This is a genomic window from Metallococcus carri, assembly GCF_011440275.1.
Taxonomy (GTDB): Bacteria; Actinomycetota; Actinomycetes; order Actinomycetales; family Dermatophilaceae; genus Metallococcus; species Metallococcus carri.
This window is the reverse complement of sequence record NZ_JAAOIV010000007.1, coordinates 30,842-48,569: the sequence shown is the minus strand read 5'-3', so window position 1 is coordinate 48,569 and position 17,728 is coordinate 30,842. Positions and strand designations below refer to the sequence as shown.

The following is a 17,728-nucleotide window of genomic DNA, read 5'->3' as shown; positions in this document are numbered from 1 at the left end:
CAGTTATTCGTACACGAACTTCTGCGGTCCTGGGAAGATCCAGGACAAACCGTCGCGCAGCCGGTCGCGCCAGTCCTCCCAGGAGTGGCCGTCGCGGGCCTCGACATACCTGACGTGCATGCCGGTCTGCTCGAAGACCGGCACCATCGACCGGTTCGCTGTGATCAGCGGTTCGTAGACCCCGCACGACATGAACATCCGGTCGGTCACCCGGGTCGGCCGCGCGCGATAGCGGTTCATGAACTTCACCACCGGGTCGAAGGCCTCGCCACCACCGTGGTCTTCGCCGATGTCGGTGAAGACGAACGAACCCGACTGCAGCACAAGGGAGGAGAAGGTTCGTGGATTGCGGTATGCCGTCGTCAGGCTGGCCACCGCTCCGAACGAGGCTCCCATCAGGCAGCGCCCGGACGGCGTGCCCATCAGCGGCAGCGTCTGCTCCAGATGCGGCACCAGCTCGGACACGATGAATCGGGCGTGCCCGGCGTGATGGGGATATTCGACCAGCCGGTCGGCGGGGTTGGTGAACGCCACCACCGTCTCGGCCAGGTCGAGCCGGTGGATCAGGTTGTCGAGCACGGTCTGCATGGCAGCGAAGCGCAGATAGTCGTCGCCGTCGTGCACCACGAGCAGCGGGTAGCGCCGGGTTTGGCGAAAGCGCGCCGGCAGGTAGACCCGGGTGAGGGTCTCGCGCCGCAGCGCTCGCGACGGCAGCACCAGATCGTGCAGCTCACCGGGCCGCGCGTCCGGGTCCGGCTGTGTCCAGTCCGGGGTCAGATACCCGGTCGCATGACACACCGACGACGAGCCGACCGGGCTGTGCGCGACCTTGTCGTTCAACGGATCGTTGAACCGCTCGTAGTGCTCGCCGCGCCGGGTCTCGATCTGATACTCCACCCGGGAGCCGGCGGGCAGGTCGAGGACGGCATACCAGAGCGACAGCCCGGGCAGCCGGCGCATCGGCACCGGGTCGGGGATGCCGACGACGCGGTGCCGCACCCACACCTCGTCGGCCTCGCCGCGGAAGCAGAAGGTGCAGCGCTCACCCTCGACGATCGGGATCGTCTCGCGCGCGATGAACCGGTCGATCGCGGCCTCGTCGAGGGGGCGCCGGTCACGCAGGCGGTTGATCGCCAGCTTGCGCGCCATCCTCACCTCCCGTGGTCACCGTGCCGTCCGCACCGATCAGCCGTATGCCGGCCGCCAGCGGCTTCCCGCGTTCGCAGACGATGCGGGTGCCCGGATCGAGCGGGAGGCTGAGGTCCGGCGCGAACCGGCGCGAGAGCACCGACATCCGGAACCGGTCGTGCAGCTCGAGCCGCTGCGACGCCGACGGCAACGCGACGATGCCCGGCAGCAGGCCCAGTCCCCGGTCGAAGACCTCCGGGCAGCCCGGCCCACGCACCGCGTGATCACCGAAGAGCACGACATGCGAGGTGAGCACCATGGCACCGGCCGACCAGGCGACGACCGGACGCTGCTCGACTCCGGCCGGCGCGACATTGAACAGGTGGAGGGCGTCCAGCAGCTCCACGACATGACCGCCGGTGATCACCACGGCCGAGCAGTCGGCGAGGATCCGCGCGACCTCGGCTCGATGCCCCTGCACGCTCTCGCGCTCGTGCGGGGGATAGGCGTCGTAGAACGCCTGCTGCACCTCGGCCACCCGCCGCATGTGCTGGGAATCCAGGCCCCGCATGATCGCGATGGCATCATCAATGGCCATGTGCCGCAACGTGATCGAGCCCTCGGTGCGGTCGTTGAGCTCGATCAGCGCAGCCATGGTGTGGCGCAGCCCGTGCACGTAGAGGTCCTGCATCTCCAACAGGTCGGCGCGGCGCTGGCGGTGTGCGGCGGCATACTGCGGGTCGGCCTCGAAGACCTGCTGCATCCGGTGCCACAGCGACAGGTTGTGCGAGCGGCCGCCGAGGTGCTCGTCAAGCTCGGCGTCGGCGAGCTCGCGCTCCTGCCAGCCGGCGGTGATCGTCGCGAATGGCCCTTCCCAGCCCATCGAGGTCACCAGCCCGTGCAGCGAGGGCCGCCGCTGCGGCCCGAGCAGGACGACGGTCACGAAGCGTGCACCTGCACAGTCCGGCCGACGTCGTCCAGCATCCCGCGCAGCACGTCATAGTCGGGGTGCTTGAGCCGCATCCACGCGTTGGCCATGTACCCCGCCTCGATCGGTCCGGTCGGTATGCCGGTCGGCAGGTGCTCGTCGATCAGCCACTCGCCGTAGCGCGCGTGCACCTCCTCGACGCCGTCGATGTGGCTGATGACACCGTCGTGGTCGGGCCGCATCGCGACGATGCCGGCGGCATACGCCCGGCTCGGGACATGCCAGACCTGGCCGTGCACGATCGCGTCGGCCCACGCCCGGTAGAGGTCGATCTCGTTGCCGACGCAGTAGAGATCCCAGCAGCCGACTCCGGGGGGCCGGGCGCCAATCTCGCTGAACCGCAACCCTTTTGGCCCGTAGAACCACTCCATATGGGTGGCCGAGGTGTGAATGCCGAGCGCCTCGTTGACCCGCTCCCCGAGCTCGCGCAGCTCGCCGTAAAAGGGTGCGTTGTCGACCCGGTTGGTGGAGACATACTGCGGGCTGATCCACCGGGTGCGCATCGCCTCGAGCACATTCGGGTAGTAGTGGCAGGCGAAGTCGAGGGCGACCCGCCCGTCGAGCGACAGGGTGTCGTAGAACCCCTCATGCCCCTCGACGAATTCCTCCACGGCCACCGACATCGTGTCGCCGAGCTGGTCGAGGACCCGGGCGAGCTCGCCGCGGGTGGTGACCTTGAAAGTGCCCGAGGCCCCCGCGCCGTCGCGCGGCTTGATGACGATCGGCAGTCCGTGCTCGGCGATGAACGCGCGGATCTCGCTCTCGCTCGACGCGCCGGTCGACGCCGCGGTCGGTATGCCGGCCTCGCGCAGCGCCTGCTTCATCGCCGGCTTGTCGCGGCACAGGTAGGTGGTGTGCACGCTGGTGCCGGGGATGCCGGTCCGCTCACGCACGATCGCCGCCGGCATGGTGTGCGCCTCGATGGTGGCCTCGAGCGCGTCGATCCAAGCGATCTCCTGGAACTGCCGGACGGCCTGCTCCAGCTGCGGCAGATCGGTGACCGAACCGACCTGGTGGTAGTGGCTGATCCACGACTGGAGTTGCTCGTCCAGCCACTCCCAGGGCGTCTCGCCGACCGCGAAGACCGTCGCGCCGACCTCGGCAAGCGCACGGACATACTCCCGCTGGTTGCGCGGGAAGTTCGGCTCGACGAAGACGACATTCACGGTGGCGAGCCTACGGGCAGCGAGGCGCATCAGCAGGGCCCCGCGCTTCCCGCAGACCGCGACATAGCCGAGCCAGCGGTATGATTTCGTCATACCTATCGGAGGCTGGCATGGTGGTTCGCAAGGTTGCAGTAACGCTCCCGGAAGAGCTCTACCTGCTCGTTGAGCGCGCCCGTTCGATCGAGCACCGCTCGCGTTCGGAGGTGATCCAAGAAGCCCTCCGCACCCATTTCGGCGAACCGATCTACGTGCCGAGCGATGGTGAGCGACGCCAGCTTGTCGAGGCGCTCGACGTCCTGGATCGAGAGCCCGAGTCGGCTCGGCCGTGGTCTGAGGTGCGCGAGGAATTGTGACCGCTGCCGTCCACGTCGTCCTTGGTAGCCATGCGGTCACCGACATTCGATCGGCGCACGCACACTATGCGGCGCTCGATGGAGGGCTCGGCTCCGCGTTCGTCGAGGCACTCGATCTGGCCATCCAGCGGCTGAGCATTTTTCCTCAGGGTGCTCCGCCGGTCGACGGGTTTCCCGGCCTTCGCCGTGCTCGGATGCAGCGGTTCCCGTACGGCTTGTTTTACCGGCTGAGCGAGGACGGGACTGCCGTGATCGTGCGGGTCCTCCACACGGCGCAGGACGGCGCCACCGAGCTATGACCCACCAAGACATGAGGAAGGCCCCGCGCGCTGCGGGGCCCTCCTGGTGACGATGCGGCGAGCTCAGTCGCGCGCGGCGTGACGGCCGATGCCGTCGTCCTCGGAGACCGAGGTGGTGGCGAGCTCGGTCTCCGGCGCCTCGACCGGCGGCGCGACGGGAGCGGGGCTGCTCTGCTTCTGCTGCGCCGAGTAGTAGAGATAGCCAGCACCCGCCAACCCGGCCAGGCCGAGCACGATGAGCAGCTTGCCCTTCTTCTTGCGCTTCTTGGCGGCGGCCGGCACGACCCGGTCCACCACGTCCTGCGCCTGCGGCGGCAGGGACAGGTAGGCGTTGGTGCCCGCACCGGCGGCGGCGCCGGTCGCGGCGGTGATCGCCTGCTGGATGCGCGGGAACCACTCGTCGGCAAACAGGCCATGCGCCTGGTCGCGGGTCAGGCCGGCGAATTCGGCTGCCTTCTCGGTGTGCGGCGCGGCAGCCTCACGCACCGCCTCGACCTTGGGAGCGGCTGCCTTCTTGAGCTGCTTCACCTTCGGCGCGGCGGCCTCACGGGCGGTGTCGACATGCGGCTGGGCGACATCGGCGGCCTTCTCCTTGGCGGTCTCCACCAACGGCGTGACCTTCTCCTTGGTGTTCGACAGGGCGTCAGCGGCAACGGCCGCGACGGTGCCGGCCAGGTCGGCTGCGGCGTCCTTCACGTCGCCGGCCTTGTCCTTCACCTTGTCGCTGCGGGAAGTGGTCTTGAACACGCTGGTCCTCCGTTCGTGGTGGGGGCTCGGTCGCCCCCTCGCGAGTCTGCCGACCACCCTAGCGAGCCGGACCGAGCCAGGGTTCGCAGCGGCCGGGATGGATCGAGGTGACGCGGCACACGTCATACCGGCATGGGAGGATCGGCCCCATGAAGGCAACCTTGCAGACCAACTATGGGGACATCAACCTCACCCTGTTCCCGAACGACGCACCGACGACCGTCCAGAACTTCGTCGGCCTCGCGCAGGGCAGCATCGACTACAAGGACGACGCGGGCCGCACCAACCCCACGCCGTTCTACGACGGGCTGACCTTCCACCGCATCATCCCCGGCTTCATGATCCAGGGCGGCTGCCCGCAGGGCATCGGCATCGGTGGTCCGGGCTTCACCTTCGACGACGAGATCAGCCCGGACAAGAACTTCACCCAGCCCTACATGCTGGCGATGGCCAACGCGGGCAAGCGCGGCGGCCGGGGCACCAACGGCTCGCAGTTTTTCATCACCGTCGGCCCGACCACCTGGCTGCAGGGCAAGCACACGATCTTCGGCGAGGTCGCCGACCAGGCCAGCCGCGAGGTCGTCGACAAGATCGCCGCCGTGCAGACCGGCGCCAACGACAAGCCGGTCGAGCCGGTCACCATCGAGAAGGTCACCGTCTCGGAGTGAGGCGGCCTGCTCAACCGTTGACAGTCGTATGACGATCGACCCGGCCTCCGCGCCGGCGAACCCGACGCCCACCTGCCCCCGTCATCCGGGGCAGGTGGCGTTCGTTCGCTGCCAGCGATGCAACCGGCCCACCTGCTCGGCCTGCCAGCGCCCGGCGCCGGTCGGCGTGCAATGCGTCGACTGTGTGGCCCAACAGGCCAAGGCCACCCCGCGGGCTCGGGTCGTGCTCGGGGCGGGGCTGCCGCAGAAGCCGCGGATCACGCTCGGGCTGATCGTGACCTGCTCGGTGGTGTGGCTCGGCCAACTGGTGCTGCCCGCGATCACCGACCAGCTGTCCTATGTGCCGGGGCTGACCGGCAGTCAGCCGTGGCGGCTGATCACCGCCGCCTTCGTGCACGACCCGTCGTGGCCGTTGCACCTGCTGTTCAACATGTACGCCCTGTGGATCTGTGGGCAATACCTCGAGCCCCTGCTCGGCCGGGTGAAGTTCGCGCTGCTCTATCTGATCTGCGCGCTCGGCGGCTCGGTCGGCTTCCTCACCTTGTCGGTGTGGCCGTCGTTCTCGCCGCAGATGTGGATCACCGGCGGCGTGGGCGCGTCCGGTGCGATCTTCGGGCTCTTCCTCGCCGTGCTCATCGTCAACCTGCGCCGCGGCGCTGACGTGCGCGCGCTCGTGGTGATCATCGCCCTGAACTTCGTGCTCGGCTTCATGGTGTCCGGCATCGCCTGGCAGACCCATCTCGGTGGCGCGATCACCGGTGCCCTGCTCGCCCTGCCGCTGGTCGCCAAGCGCCGCTCGCCGGCCCTGATCTACCGATCCTGGGGTGCGGTCACGCTGCTGCTCGTGGCGGTGGCCGTTGTCGCGGCCACTACCGGTTCCCAGGAGTGGACCCAGGTGGGCGGGCTACCGATCGGCTGAACTACACCGGTGTAGTTTTCCCCACCTGTGAATAGTCCTGTGGATAACTCCGGGATTACTTCCAGCGCGTGGTCATCATGAAGCCGATCATGATGAGCGCGAAGCCGACGGCGTAGTTCCACATCCCGATCTTCGGCACCGGCCACATCGCGTCCCGCGACAGCGCCGCGACCACCAGCCACGCGAGGCCGAGCACCATCAGCGTCAGCATGGTCGGCACCCACCAGCGCGGGTTCGCGCCGGCGTCGAGTTTCACCGGCTGAGGCGTATGCCGGCGCAGCCGCTCGGCCGCCTCTGCGTCGTCCTTCTCCGCCTGCCGCTCGGCGCGGGTCTTCTTCGCCGGCTTCTCGGCCCGCTCCTCCGCCTCGGCCTCCCGGTTGGCTTGCGCCTTCGCCTCGGCGTCGTCGGCCGCCGCCTCTTCGTAGGAGATCTCCTCGGCCGCGTCGCCCTCGATCTTCGGGTCGCCTGCGGTCCGGTCCTTGCGCCTGGCCACGGGGCCTCCTGGAGGTGGGTTGGTGCAACGTTAGGCTAGAGCCTAAATCACTGCAGTTCTGCGCCTCGGAAGGCCCGCACCATGACCCGTCGCAGCCGCTGGGCGTATGCCGTCCCCGTGGCGGCGGCCGGTGCCGGCCTGCTGTTCGGGGTCAGCGCCGTTACCTCGCGCGGCACCGACCTGCGCCCGCAGGCGGCGAGCCTCGTCGGCGTGGTCGAGCAGGCGAACGCCCGGGTCGCCGCCCAGAACGGCCAGGTCAAGACGCTGCAGAACGAGGTCAACACCCTGCAACGCAAGGCCACGCCCGGCTCCATCCAGCTGACGACGATCGGCAAGCAGATCGACGTGATGAGCCCGTCGACCGGCTTCGGTCCGGTCAAGGGCGACACCCTGACGATCAGCTTGGACGACTCACACCGCGATCCCTCCACGGTGCCGGACGACGGCAATCTCAACTGGCTGGTGGTGCACCAGCAGGATGTGCAGGCCGTGGTCAACGCGATGTGGCGGGGCGGCGCGACCGCGATGATGCTGATGGACCAGCGGGTGATCTCCACCTCGGCCGTCCGCTGCGTCGGCAACACCCTGCTGTTGCAGGGCCGGGTCTACTCCCCGCCGTTCACGATCTCGGCCATGGGCGACCCGGCGAAGCTCCGGGCCGCGCTGGCCGCCGACCCGGACGTCCGCAACTACCGCGCGTATGTCGATCTCGTCGGTCTCGGCTACACCGAGAAGCAGGACTCCGGGGTGACCTTCCCGGCCTATGTCGGATCGAGTCAGTTCCGCTACGCCCGTCCGATGGGGCCGAGCACCAGCACCGGACCGGAGGGGTCGAAGTGAGCCGCATCCTCGTCGTCGACAACTACGACAGCTTCGTCTTCACGATCGTCGGTTATCTGCAGCAGCTCGGCGCGGAGACGACGGTGGTGCGCAATGACGCCGTCACGCCCGCCGACGGTGCGGACTACGACGGCGTGCTGATCTCGCCCGGCCCCGGCACGCCCGAGGGCGCCGGGGTCTCGATGGCGATGATCGAGGCGTGCGCGCAGCGCGAGCAGCCGATGTTCGGCGTCTGTCTCGGCCACCAGGCGCTCGCGGCGGTCTACGGCGCGACGGTCGACCGGGCGCCCGAATTGCTGCACGGCAAGACTTCCCAGATCGTCCACGACGGCACCGGCGTGCTGGAGGGGCTGCCGTCACCATTCACCGCGACGCGCTATCACTCGCTCGCGATCGAGTCCGGCACCCTGCCGGACGAACTCGTGGTCACCGGGCGCACCGACACCGGCGTGATCATGGCGGTGCGGCACGCCACGCTGCCGCTGCACGGGGTGCAGTTCCACCCCGAGTCGGTGCTCACCGAAGGCGGGCACCGGATGCTCGCCAACTGGCTCGCGGAGGCGGGTATGCCGGATGCCGTCGCCCGTTCGGCCGGCCTCGCCCCACTGGTCCACACCTGACGACGTCGATCGCCATTCTGAGCGGAGCGCCCTTCGATCACCGAGGCGCAGGCTCGCCCAGGCTCAGGGTAATGACGGGGTGGGCGGGCTCGCGGTCGGCGGAGGCGGTGTTGAGGTCGAGGGCGGCGGCGCGCTGGTGGAGGTCGAGGTCGGCGTGGAGGTCGACGAGGGCGGAGCGCTCGACGAGGTCGACGATGACGAAGACGTCGACTGGGTCCGGGTGACCGTCCGCGTCTGAGTGATCGTCTGCGTCGTTTCGGCCGGCATACCGACGATCAGCGTCACGGTGGAATTCACCGACACCTTGGTCTCGCCCTCCGGCCGGGTCGCGATGACCTTGTTGAACTCCGAGGAGTCGGCCGTGCGCCGGTATTCGATCTTCGGGGTGAGGTGCGCCTTGGTGACTTCGTTCTGCGCCTGGGACACGTCCATCCCGACGAGATTGCCGGGCACCGTCACCTGGCCGCTGGAGATCGACAGCGTGATCTGCGCGGTCGGCGAGGCGGCGACGCCGCTGGCGGGGTTGGTCGAGGCGACCTGGTTGGCGGGGTACTGGGTGTTGTCCACCGGAGTCGGGCTCGTGGCGACCTGGGTGAAGCCGGCGTCCTTCAGCATCTGCCGGGCGTCGGCCTCGGACTTGCCGCGCACATCGGGCACGACCTTCTGGTTCGGACCGGCCGACACCACGAGGGTGACGGTGCTGCCCACGGCAGCATCGGTGCCACCGCGCGGATCCTGGGAGACCACGGTGCCGACCGGCTTGTCGCTGTTGGCCGTTCGGCTGGACGGCACGAAGTTGGCCTGACGCAGCTGGTTCTCGGCCAGGCCCTGCGGCTGGTCGACGACGCCCGGCACGGTCGCCATCTTCGGCCCGGCCGAGTTGTTCATCACCAGATAGCCGATGCCGAGGATGGCGGCGAGCGCCGCGATCAGGGCGGCCACCCACAGGCCGGTGCGACCGCGCGGGTGGTCGGCGTCGGTCATATCGCGGGTCGAGTCGCGGCGAGCGGGCGGCGGTGGGGTGGCGACCGGCTCACGATCGGTCTGGTCGCCAGCGGCAGCGAGGCTCGCGAGCGCCCCCGCGGACAGCGGTCGGCCGGTTCGGGCCGCCTGCAGGTCGGCGCGGAAATCGGCCGCCGTCTGGTAGCGGTGCTCCCGCTTCTTCTCCAGCGAGTGCAAGGTGACGGCGTCCATCGGCTCGGGCACGCCGGCGGCATACGCGCTCGGCGGAGCCGGTTCGTCGTTGAGGTGCTGGTAGACCAGGCTCACCGGTTCGCCGACGAAAGGCGTGCGACCGCAGAGCAATTCGTAGAACACGCAGCCGGCGGAGTAGAGGTCCGAGCGGGCGTCCACCGGGTCGCCCTTGGCCTGCTCCGGCGACAGATAGCGCGCCGTGCCCACGACCGCCTGGGCCGACGTCATGGTCGCGCCGACATCGGCGAGCGCCCGGGCGATGCCGAAGTCCATCACCTTGACCCCGCCGCCGCGGGTCAGCATGACATTGGCCGGTTTGATGTCGCGGTGCACGATGCCCTTGTCGTGCGAATACTCCAGCGCCGACAGGATGCCCATCGTGATCCGGGCCGCCTCGTCGGGGGACAGCGTGCCCTCGTCGTTGAGGATGTCGCGCAGCGTCTCGCCGTCGACATACTCCATCACGATGTAGGGGACGTCGATCGTCGCGCCGCCGGTCTCGGTGTGCACGTCCTCGCCCGAGTCGTAGACCGCGACGATGGCGTGGTGGTTCAGGCCGGCGGCGGACTGCGCCTCGCGCCGGAACCGGGCCAGGAAGGTGTGGTCGCGAGCGAGGTCGGCGCGCAGCATCTTGATGGCGACGGTGCGCCCGAGGCGCGTGTCATGACCGAGGTGCACCTCCGCCATACCGCCACGGCCGATGAGCTCGCCGACTTCGTAACGGCCGCCGAGCAGGCGAGGGGTTTCGGTCACCATCGAATTATCCGCTGAACGAGTCCGGCGGGGTGCCCGGGGCGCCCAGCGATGTCTTGTTGGTCGGCGGCGGAGTCGGCGGCTCGCCGCTTCGCGTGGCAAGCAGCACCGACACCAGGATGATCAGGCCGAGCAGCACCACGCCGCCGATGATCGCCAGCATCGTGCGCTCGGACATCTTCGGCTTGCCGGCCGCGTTGGACCCGCTCAGGGGCCGGGTGCCACCGGACTGCGGACCAGAGGTCGGCTGAACCAACGGGCCCGAGCTCGCGCCCTGCTCCTTCGGGCCGGTCGGGGCAGGACCGGAGCCCTCGTATCGGGCGCCCGGCTGCTCGTTCGGACCCGAGGTGGGCGATTGCTGGGATTGCGGACCGGAGGTCGCGGTCTGTTGCGGGCCGGACGGGTGGTCGCCGGGGCTGATGCCGTGCCGGGCATCGGTCTGCTGCGGCCCGGAGGCGCCTTGCGGCCCGGACAGGCCCTGCTGACCCTGCGGCGCGGCGAAGTTCTGCGGCTGGAACTGCGGTTGCACGGCCGACCCACCGCTGCGGGGACCCGACGGACCTTCCGGCCCACCCGGGGGCAGCGGCTTGGGCGCCCGGTCGCGCGGGTCGTAACCCATCCGGTCGCTGTCGACGACGGCCTGGCGCAGCGCCCGGGCGAACTCCGCGGCGGTGTCGGGTCGCAGGTTGGGGTCCTTCTCCAGCGCGGCCAGCACGATGGCCCGCACCGGTGGCGGCACCTCCTGCGGCATCGGCGGCGGCGGAGTGTTGACGTGGGCGAGGGCGAGCGCGACCGGCGAGTCCGCCTCGAACGGGCGCCGACCGGTCAGCATCTCGTACGCGACGACGCCGAGAGAGTAGACATCGGCCAGCCCGCTGACCTCCCGGCCGACCGCGGCCTCCGGAGCGAGGTATTGCGCCGTGCCCATCACCTCACCGGTCTTGGTCATCGCCGCAGAGCCGACGGCGCGGGCGATGCCGAAGTCGGTGAGCTTCACCAGCCCGTCCTCGGTGACCAGCATGTTCGCCGGCTTGACGTCGCGGTGGATCAGACCGTTGCGGTGCGCCGCGTTGAGCGCGTTGGCCGCCTGGGTGATCAGGCCGACGGTGTCCACCGAGGAGATCGGGGCGTTCTCGGCGATGATCTTGGACAGCGGGATGCCGGGCACATACTCCATCACGAGGTATGCCGTGCCGTCGTCCTCGCCGTAGTCGTAGACCTGGGCGATATTGCCGTGGGCGAGCGCGGCGGACAGGCGCGCCTCGTTGCGGAAGCGGTCGGTGAAGCCGATCTCGTCGGTCAGCCCGTCCTTGAGCAACTTGAGCGCGACGGTGCGGCCGAGGATCTGGTCGCGGGCCTTCCAGACCTCGCCCATCCCTCCGGCGGCGATCCGCTCGCTCAGCTCGTAGCGCCCCCCGAGGGAGTCACCGATCCGATTCATGGAGAGACCACCGCTTCCATCACCTTTTTCGCAATCGGTGCGGCCACCGACGCGCCGGACGCTTCTTGCCCTGCCGTGCCGCCGTTTTCGACGATGACCGCGACCGCGACCTTCGGGTCATTGGCCGGGGCGAATCCCGTGAACCACACGTGCTGGATCTTCCCCTTCCCGTGCTCGGCCGTGCCCGTCTTGCCGGCGACCTGGATCCCCGGGATCCGGGCGTTGGTCCCGGTGCCGTTGTCCACCACCCCGACCATCATGTCCCTCAATTGGCTGGCGACGTCGGAACTGACGGCCTGCGAGAAGGTCGAGGGGTCGGTGGTCGAGATGACGTCGAGGTTCTTGTCGCGCACGGTCTGCACGAGATAGGGGCGCATCACCTTGCCGCCGTTGGCGATGCCCGCGCTCATCATGGCGACCTGCAGGGGGGTGACGCGCACGTCATACTGCCCGATCGCGGACTGGGCGAGCTGGGGCTGGTTGAGTTCGCTGGGGAAGGTCGAGGGGGTGACGCTCATCGGGATGGACAGGTCCATGCCGAAGCCGAACTTGCTGGCCTGGTCGCGCAGCGCGTTGCCACCGAGGTCGAGACCGAGCGAGGCGTAGGCGGTGTTGCAGCTGACCGCGAGCGCGCGGGTCAGGGAGGTCTTGTCGCCGGGACCGCACGGCCGGTTGTCGTCGGTCGGCAGATAGGTGTTCGAGGTGCCGGGCAGCTTCATCGTCGCGGGACCGGGCAGCTCGGAGTCCGGCTGGTATTTGCCGGACTGCAGCGCCGCCGCCGTCGTGACGAGCTTGAAGGTCGACCCCGGCGGGTAGAGGTTGCCGCCGATCGTGCGGTTGACGAGCGGGTTGTCGGGGTCCTTCAGCAGTGCGTTCCAGTTGTTCTGCACCTTGGTCATGTCGTGACCGGCGAGCAGATTGGGGTCGTATGACGGGCTGGTCACCAGGGCGAGGATCGCGCCGGTCTTCGGGTCGAGGGCGACGACCGCGCCCTTCTGCTTGCCGAGGGCCTGGGTGGCGACCTGCTGCACCTTGGCCTTGATCGTCAGGTCGACGCTCGCGCCCTGCGGGGTCTTGCCGGTGAGGATGTCGGTGAGCCGGCGGTAGAACAGCTTGTCCGAGCTGCCCGACAGGTAGGCGTTGTAGCCGCGCTCCACCCCGCTGGTGCCGTAGATGAACGAGAAGTAGCCGGTCGCGGCGGCATACAGCGGTCCCTGGTTGTAGCGGCGCTGCCACTTGTAATCGTCGTTGCTGGGCTGCGAGTCGGCTACGGCGCGCCCGTCGACGATGATCGAGCCGCGCTCCTTGGCGTAGGACGCGAGCATCGTGCGCCGGTTGCCCGGCTTGTCGTTGAGCGCCTTCGCCTGGACGAACTGGATCATCGTGCTGGCGAGCAGCAGGGCGCAGAACATCGCGGCGACGACGAGCCCCAGCCGGCGGATCGGCGTATTCATCGAGTTTTCACCATCTTCACGGCCTGGGTCTCGTCGGAGCCGAGCGACGGCGGGGTTTCGTTGAGCGGGCGGCGGGCCTGGTCGCTGATCCGCAGCAGGATCGACACGACGACCCAGTTGGCGAGCAGGGACGAGCCGCCGGCGGCGAGGAAGGGGGTGGTCAGACCGGTCAGCGGAATCACCCGGGTGACGCCGCCGATCACCACGAAACACTGCAGCGCGAGCGAGAACGCCAGCCCGGTCGCGAGCAGCTTGCCGAAGCCGTCGCGGGCGGCGAGTGCCGTGCGGAGGCCGCGCTCGACCAGCAGCGCGTAGAGCAGGATGATCGCCATCAGCCCGACCAGGCCGAGCTCCTCACCGAAGCTGGCGATGATGAAGTCGGAGTTGGCGAAATAGGTGAACTCGGGGTGCCCGGCGCCGAGGCCGGTGCCGAAGAGGCCGCCGGACGCCATACCCATCAGGCCCTTGGCGAGCTGGTCGGAGTAGCCCGGGGTGAACGGGTCCTGCCACAGCACCACGCGTGAGCGGAAGTGGGCGAACAGCAGGTATGCCGTGTAGCAGCCGACCAGGAACAACCCCAGGCCGATGACGATCCACGAGCGACGCTCGGTCGCGACATACAGCATGCCGACGAAGACGCCGAAGAACAGCAGCGAGGTGCCGAGGTCGGATTCGAAGACGAGGACGGCCAGGCTGGCGAGCCAGGCCACGAGGATCGGGCCGAGGTCGCGGGCGCGGGGCAGCGGCAGGCCGAGGAACCGCTTGCCGACGAGTGAGAGCGCGTCGCGGGTCTGCACGAGATAGGACGCGAAGAAGACGATCAGCAGGATCTTGGCGATCTCGCTGGGCTGAAAGCTGAAGGGCCCCAACCCGATCCAGATCCGGTTGCCGTTGATGTTCTTGCCGAGCACCGGCAGCAGCGGCATCATCAGCAGCACGATGCCGGCGAGCGCGAAGGTGAAGGTGTAGCGGCGCAGCCGGCGGTGGTCGGGCAGCACGAAGAACAGCGCGATCGCCATGATCACGGCCAGGGCGCTCCACATCAGTTGGCGCACGGCCGCGCCCTGACCGATGTCGTCGCCCGCGGCGATATCCAGCCGGTGGATCATCACCAGGCCGAGACCGTTGAGCACCGTCGCGATCGGCAGCAGCATGGGGTCGGCATACGCGGCCTTCCACCGCAGCACGAGATGGAAGGCGAGCACGATGACGCCGAAGCCGGCGCCCATCGGCAACAGGTCGGTGGGCAGGCGGCCATCCATCACCAGGGCCACGTCGGCGTAGGCGAGCAGCACCAGCCCGACCGCCAGGACGAGCAGGATCAGCTCGGTGCCACGGCGGGTGCGAGGGTGTTCGGTGGTGATGGCTGTCACGAGCCGCAAGACCCCGCGGGGGTCGTGGTGGGCGAGGCGGCGCACGCGGCGGCAGCCTGGCGGACCTGGGCGAGGGTCTTCTGGGCGGACGCCTTGTCCTTCACCGAGATCGTCTGCTGCACCTTGGTGCGGTAGAACGGCGGCAGCGAACCGGTCGGTATGTCGGTGGTGGTCTCCACGTCGTGCAGGCTGAACGGACCGAGGTTCTGGTTGATGCCGCGGAAGATCGCGACCTTGCCGTTGTTGTCGCCGACGTAGTACTGCTTGTCGAGCCAGCTGTTGGCGACGAAGGCACCGACGCCGAGCACGGCGATGATCAACAGGATCAACCCGAGCCAGCGCCAGGGGCCACCGCGCCGGGGCCGCTCCTCGGCCAGCGGCGGTTGCGGCGCCTCCTCCTCTTCGACGTAGTCGTCGGCAGGGACCTGGGGCCGGCTGGTGGTCTGTCGCGACAACGCCGCGGCCTTCTCGGCCGGGGTGCGTGGACCCTGCGGCTGCTCCTGGGTGTCGTCGTCGTGGACATCGCCGAGCGAGCGGTTGGCGGCCGCGCCGACGATCTGCGGAGTGCCGGGCAGCCCGTCGCCGCCGTCGACCACATCGGCGACGACCACGGTGACGTTGTCGCGGGTGGAGGCCTTGACCGCGATGTCGATCAGCCGGTCGGCGATGTCGGCGGGCGCGCCCTCGCGGGTGACGATGCTCTCGATCGTCGAGCCGGCCACATAGTCCGACAGACCGTCGGAGCACAGCAGCAGCCGGTCACCGGGCAGCACCTCGCGCAACGACAGGTCCGGCTCGTCCTCGGGACGGCCGGTGAGCACGCGCGTCACCATCGAGCGGTTCGGGTGGTGCTCGGCCTCCTCCTCGGTGATCCGCCCGTCGTCGAGCAGCGCCTGGACGAAGGAGTGGTCCTTGGTGAGCTGGGTGAACACGCCGTCGCGCACGAGATAGGCGCGCGAGTCGCCGATATTGGCGAGCGCCAGCTTGTTGCCGCTGCGCAGGAACGCGATCAGCGTGGTGCCCATGCCCTCGGTGTCCGGTGCGGAGTCCATCTCCGAGCGCAGCCGGTCGTTGGCGCGGTGGACCGCATCGCGCAGATGCTGCAGCGCCTCGTCCGCGCCGAGCGACTCGCCGTCCAGCTTGATCAGTTCGCTCACCACGGTGGAGCTGGCCGTGTCGCCCGCCGCGTGCCCGCCCATCCCGTCGGCCAGGATCAGCAGGTCAGGGCTGGCGTATGCCGAGTCCTCGTTGCGGGTCTTGGACCCCAGCCCGAGGTTGGTGCGGGCGGCATAACGCAAGGCGATGGGCATGGGTCACTTCCTCATTTCCAGCACCGTGGTGCCGATGCGGATGCGGGCGCCCTCGCCGATCGGCACGTGTTCGCCGACCCGCTGATGGCCGACGAAGGTGCCGTTGGTGGAACCGAGGTCGTCGAGGAACCACTGGTCGCCCTCGGCGTAGATGCGAGCATGCCGGCCGCTCGCGAAATCGTCGGTCAGCACCAGCGTGCACTCAGGGTTGCGACCGATGAGGATGCCGCCCTCGGACAGCGGCAGGGTGATGCCGCGCATCGAGCCCTCGATCACCGCCAGGTGGGAGAGGGAGTTGCGGCGGGCCCGCGCCGGGCGTGCCGCCTGCTCGCGCGAGGCGACCCGGGCGTTGCGTCCGGTGCCGCGCGAGACGACGCGGGCGCCATACAGGTCTCCGCGCATGACGCCGACGATGCTGAAGACGAAGGCCCACAACAGCGCGAGGATGCCGAAGCGCATCGCGGTGACGGTCAGCTCACTCATCGGCGGCGGCCCTCCCGGAAGATCATCGAGATGCGGCCCACGGTGATGCGGTCGCCGTCGGTGAGGTGGACGCTGGTGATCGGCTGGCCGTTGACGAAGGTGCCATTGGTCGAGCCGAGATCGGACAGCGCCGCGATCAGATGCGGTCCGTCGTTGGTGACGCGAATCTCGCTGTGCCGCCGAGAGATTCCCGGGTCGTCCAGCACGATGTCGACATCGTCATCGCGACCGATGACGGTGATCGCGCCGATCAGCGGGTAGCGGTCACCGTCAATGTCGATATAGGGGCGCTGCTTGAACCGGCGGGGTGCGGCAGCCGAGGGTCGCAGCGGGTCGGTGCGGTCGTATGCCGGCGCCGGGTCGGGTTGGTCCTCGAAGCGCGGGATCGGGTGGTCGCCGGCGGTGTCGGCGTCGGCTGTGTGGGTGCGCTCGTCGGTCGGGGCGGGGGCCTGGGCATGGACCTGGGACTGAGCCGGCCGGTGGCCGGGGAGGGCGAAGGCTCCCTCGGGGCGCTGGGCGGCCGGGTCGTCATACGTCCTGTTCGCGACCTCACTCGCCGGCTCGTGCTGGGGCTGGTCGGGCGCATCCTTAGGGGGCGCGTCCTTGAGCGCTGCGGCCTGGCGGGCGATCGACGGGCGGACGGCGAAGACGCCGGTCTCGAGGTCGTCGCGTTCGGAAAAGACGACGGTCAACGGGCCGCCCGGGGTGTAGCGCTGGGACTCGGCGTGCTCGGCAGCACTGGCCTTGAGTTCGTCGGCGAGCTGCTCCTCGTAGGCGGTGAGCCGGTCGTAGTCGGTGGTGGACAACTCGATGCCGAAGAGATTGGGCACGATCGGGCGCTTGCCCTTGCCGGCATTGGTGGCGCGATCGTCCATCGCCCGGCGTACCGCGCTCGCCAGCTCGACCGGCTGCACCTCGGAGCGGAACGCCTTGGCGAAGGCGCCGTGCACGCCACGCTCCAGGCGCTGTTCCAGCTTGTCGAACAGCCCCAAGTCCGCCTCCTTCGCATGCTCGTCCATGCCGTTACCGGCCCTGCACCGGCTGCTGCCGGCCGGCCCACCGCTCTTCATCGCGCAAGCTCGGGTCGCCCGGTGTCGTCTGCCCTCGATCGTCTTCGGCAGCGCCGCCGACATCATCGTCGATCCCGCACACGTGCGACGTCGCGCCTACCGATTCAGATCCCGGCACGTCATCGTAACGATCGAGCCGTATCGCCACGCTCCGCGCCGAGAGTGTCGCCCTCGTTGATTGAGCAAGCGAGCGACGAAGGAGCGAGCGTGTCGAAATCATCGGCGCTTTGGCCGGACTCCCTGACGGTGGTCCCACAACAGTGCTCCCGTCAGGCGTTGCGGCGCGTTTTGTGCCGGTGGTGCTGACGCTCGAGCTTGGCCGTCGCTGCCGTCAGGCGCTCCGGCCGGTTATGTGCCACTGCTGCTGACGCCGCGTCTCGGGGTCCGCTGCTGTCAGGCGTTGCGACGCGTTATGTGCCGCTGGTGCTG

Annotated in this window: 18 protein-coding genes; 6 read left to right on the top strand and 12 right to left on the bottom strand. The window is 69.2% G+C overall.

All coding sequences use genetic code 11. The features are described 5' to 3' along the window. Positions 1–3: 3 nt before the first annotated feature. The 3 genes from G9U51_RS10385 to G9U51_RS10375 are packed head-to-tail and all read right to left on the bottom strand — an operon-like array spanning position 4 to position 3,375. The gene (locus G9U51_RS10385) at positions 4–1,149 is read right to left on the bottom strand and encodes an alpha/beta hydrolase (RefSeq protein WP_166196707.1); all 1,146 of its coding nucleotides are present in this window, start codon (positions 1,147–1,149) and stop codon (positions 4–6) included. Next, positions 1,115–2,071 (bottom strand): type 1 glutamine amidotransferase family protein, encoded by a 957-nt coding sequence (locus tag G9U51_RS10380; protein ID WP_166196705.1) that lies wholly within the window; start codon positions 2,069–2,071, stop codon positions 1,115–1,117. The genes G9U51_RS10385 and G9U51_RS10380 overlap by 35 nt, the downstream gene beginning before the upstream one ends. Next, complete coding sequence (locus G9U51_RS10375; RefSeq protein ID WP_235945945.1) at positions 2,068–3,375, bottom strand: ATP-grasp domain-containing protein; 1,308 nt, start codon at positions 3,373–3,375, stop codon at positions 2,068–2,070. The genes G9U51_RS10380 and G9U51_RS10375 overlap by 4 nt, the downstream gene beginning before the upstream one ends. A 17-nt stretch (positions 3,376–3,392) precedes the next feature. Between G9U51_RS10375 and G9U51_RS10370 the strand changes: the two genes are divergently transcribed. Then, positions 3,393–3,635 carry a hypothetical protein gene (locus tag G9U51_RS10370; RefSeq protein ID WP_166196703.1) on the top strand — a complete coding sequence of 81 codons (243 nt, stop codon included), beginning with the start codon at positions 3,393–3,395 and terminating at the stop codon, positions 3,633–3,635. Next, entirely contained in the window at positions 3,632–3,934 is a 303-nt protein-coding gene (locus G9U51_RS10365) for a type II toxin-antitoxin system RelE/ParE family toxin (RefSeq protein WP_166196701.1), read from the top strand. The genes G9U51_RS10370 and G9U51_RS10365 overlap by 4 nt, the downstream gene beginning before the upstream one ends. A 63-nt stretch (positions 3,935–3,997) precedes the next feature. On the opposite strand, the gene G9U51_RS10360 is transcribed toward G9U51_RS10365, so the two are convergent. Beyond that, on the bottom strand, positions 3,998–4,681 hold the full coding sequence (locus tag G9U51_RS10360) for a hypothetical protein (protein ID WP_166196699.1): 684 nt from the start codon (positions 4,679–4,681) through the stop codon (positions 3,998–4,000). Positions 4,682–4,830: 149 nt separating this feature from the next. On the opposite strand from G9U51_RS10360, the gene G9U51_RS10355 reads away from it, so the two are divergent. Both G9U51_RS10355 and G9U51_RS10350 read left to right on the top strand, forming a co-directional pair. Next, positions 4,831–5,349 carry a peptidylprolyl isomerase gene (locus tag G9U51_RS10355; protein WP_166196697.1) on the top strand — a complete coding sequence of 173 codons (519 nt, stop codon included), beginning with the start codon at positions 4,831–4,833 and terminating at the stop codon, positions 5,347–5,349. 28 nt (positions 5,350–5,377) lie between these two features. Then, complete coding sequence (locus G9U51_RS10350; protein WP_166196695.1) at positions 5,378–6,268, top strand: rhomboid family intramembrane serine protease; 891 nt, start codon at positions 5,378–5,380, stop codon at positions 6,266–6,268. Between the two features lie 55 nt (positions 6,269–6,323). Here the strand turns inward: G9U51_RS10350 and G9U51_RS17870 are convergent, their stop codons facing one another. Further along, on the bottom strand, positions 6,324–6,761 hold the full coding sequence (locus tag G9U51_RS17870) for a cell division protein CrgA (protein ID WP_328823423.1): 438 nt from the start codon (positions 6,759–6,761) through the stop codon (positions 6,324–6,326). Positions 6,762–6,842: 81 nt separating this feature from the next. Here G9U51_RS17870 and G9U51_RS10340 point away from each other — a divergent pair, with 81 nt between their 5' ends. Both G9U51_RS10340 and G9U51_RS10335 read left to right on the top strand, forming a co-directional pair. Then, the gene (locus G9U51_RS10340) at positions 6,843–7,601 is read left to right on the top strand and encodes a DUF881 domain-containing protein (protein WP_166196692.1); all 759 of its coding nucleotides are present in this window, start codon (positions 6,843–6,845) and stop codon (positions 7,599–7,601) included. Then, positions 7,598–8,221: an aminodeoxychorismate/anthranilate synthase component II gene (locus G9U51_RS10335; RefSeq protein ID WP_166196690.1), complete on the top strand. Its 624-nt coding sequence runs from the start codon at positions 7,598–7,600 to the stop codon at positions 8,219–8,221. Before G9U51_RS10340 ends, G9U51_RS10335 begins: the two co-directional genes overlap by 4 nt. 63 nt (positions 8,222–8,284) lie before the next feature. Here G9U51_RS10335 and pknB read toward each other — a convergent pair whose 3' ends face one another. From pknB to G9U51_RS10300, 7 genes are read right to left on the bottom strand one after another with little or no spacing between them, the layout of a single operon-like run. Beyond that, a complete protein-coding gene (gene pknB / locus G9U51_RS10330) occupies positions 8,285–10,171 on the bottom strand; it encodes a Stk1 family PASTA domain-containing Ser/Thr kinase (RefSeq protein WP_166196688.1) in 1,887 nt (628 codons plus the stop codon). Between the two features lie 4 nt (positions 10,172–10,175). Further along, entirely contained in the window at positions 10,176–11,609 is a 1,434-nt protein-coding gene (locus G9U51_RS10325; RefSeq protein ID WP_166196686.1) for a serine/threonine-protein kinase, read from the bottom strand. Then, positions 11,606–13,063, bottom strand: coding sequence for a peptidoglycan D,D-transpeptidase FtsI family protein (locus G9U51_RS10320; protein ID WP_166196684.1), 1,458 nt, complete (start codon positions 13,061–13,063; stop codon positions 11,606–11,608). Before G9U51_RS10320 ends, G9U51_RS10325 begins: the two co-directional genes overlap by 4 nt. Beyond that, positions 13,060–14,436 carry an FtsW/RodA/SpoVE family cell cycle protein gene (locus G9U51_RS10315; protein ID WP_166196682.1) on the bottom strand — a complete coding sequence of 459 codons (1,377 nt, stop codon included), beginning with the start codon at positions 14,434–14,436 and terminating at the stop codon, positions 13,060–13,062. Before G9U51_RS10315 ends, G9U51_RS10320 begins: the two co-directional genes overlap by 4 nt. After that, on the bottom strand, positions 14,433–15,746 hold the full coding sequence (locus G9U51_RS10310) for a PP2C family protein-serine/threonine phosphatase (protein WP_166196680.1): 1,314 nt from the start codon (positions 15,744–15,746) through the stop codon (positions 14,433–14,435). Before G9U51_RS10310 ends, G9U51_RS10315 begins: the two co-directional genes overlap by 4 nt. 3 nt (positions 15,747–15,749) lie before the next feature. Beyond that, positions 15,750–16,229, bottom strand: a complete 480-nt coding sequence (locus G9U51_RS10305) for an FHA domain-containing protein FhaB/FipA (RefSeq protein ID WP_166196678.1) — start codon at positions 16,227–16,229, stop codon at positions 15,750–15,752. Further along, the gene (locus G9U51_RS10300) at positions 16,226–17,248 is read right to left on the bottom strand and encodes a DUF3662 and FHA domain-containing protein (RefSeq protein WP_235945942.1); all 1,023 of its coding nucleotides are present in this window, start codon (positions 17,246–17,248) and stop codon (positions 16,226–16,228) included. The genes G9U51_RS10305 and G9U51_RS10300 overlap by 4 nt, the downstream gene beginning before the upstream one ends. Between the last annotated feature and the right edge of the window lie 480 nt (positions 17,249–17,728).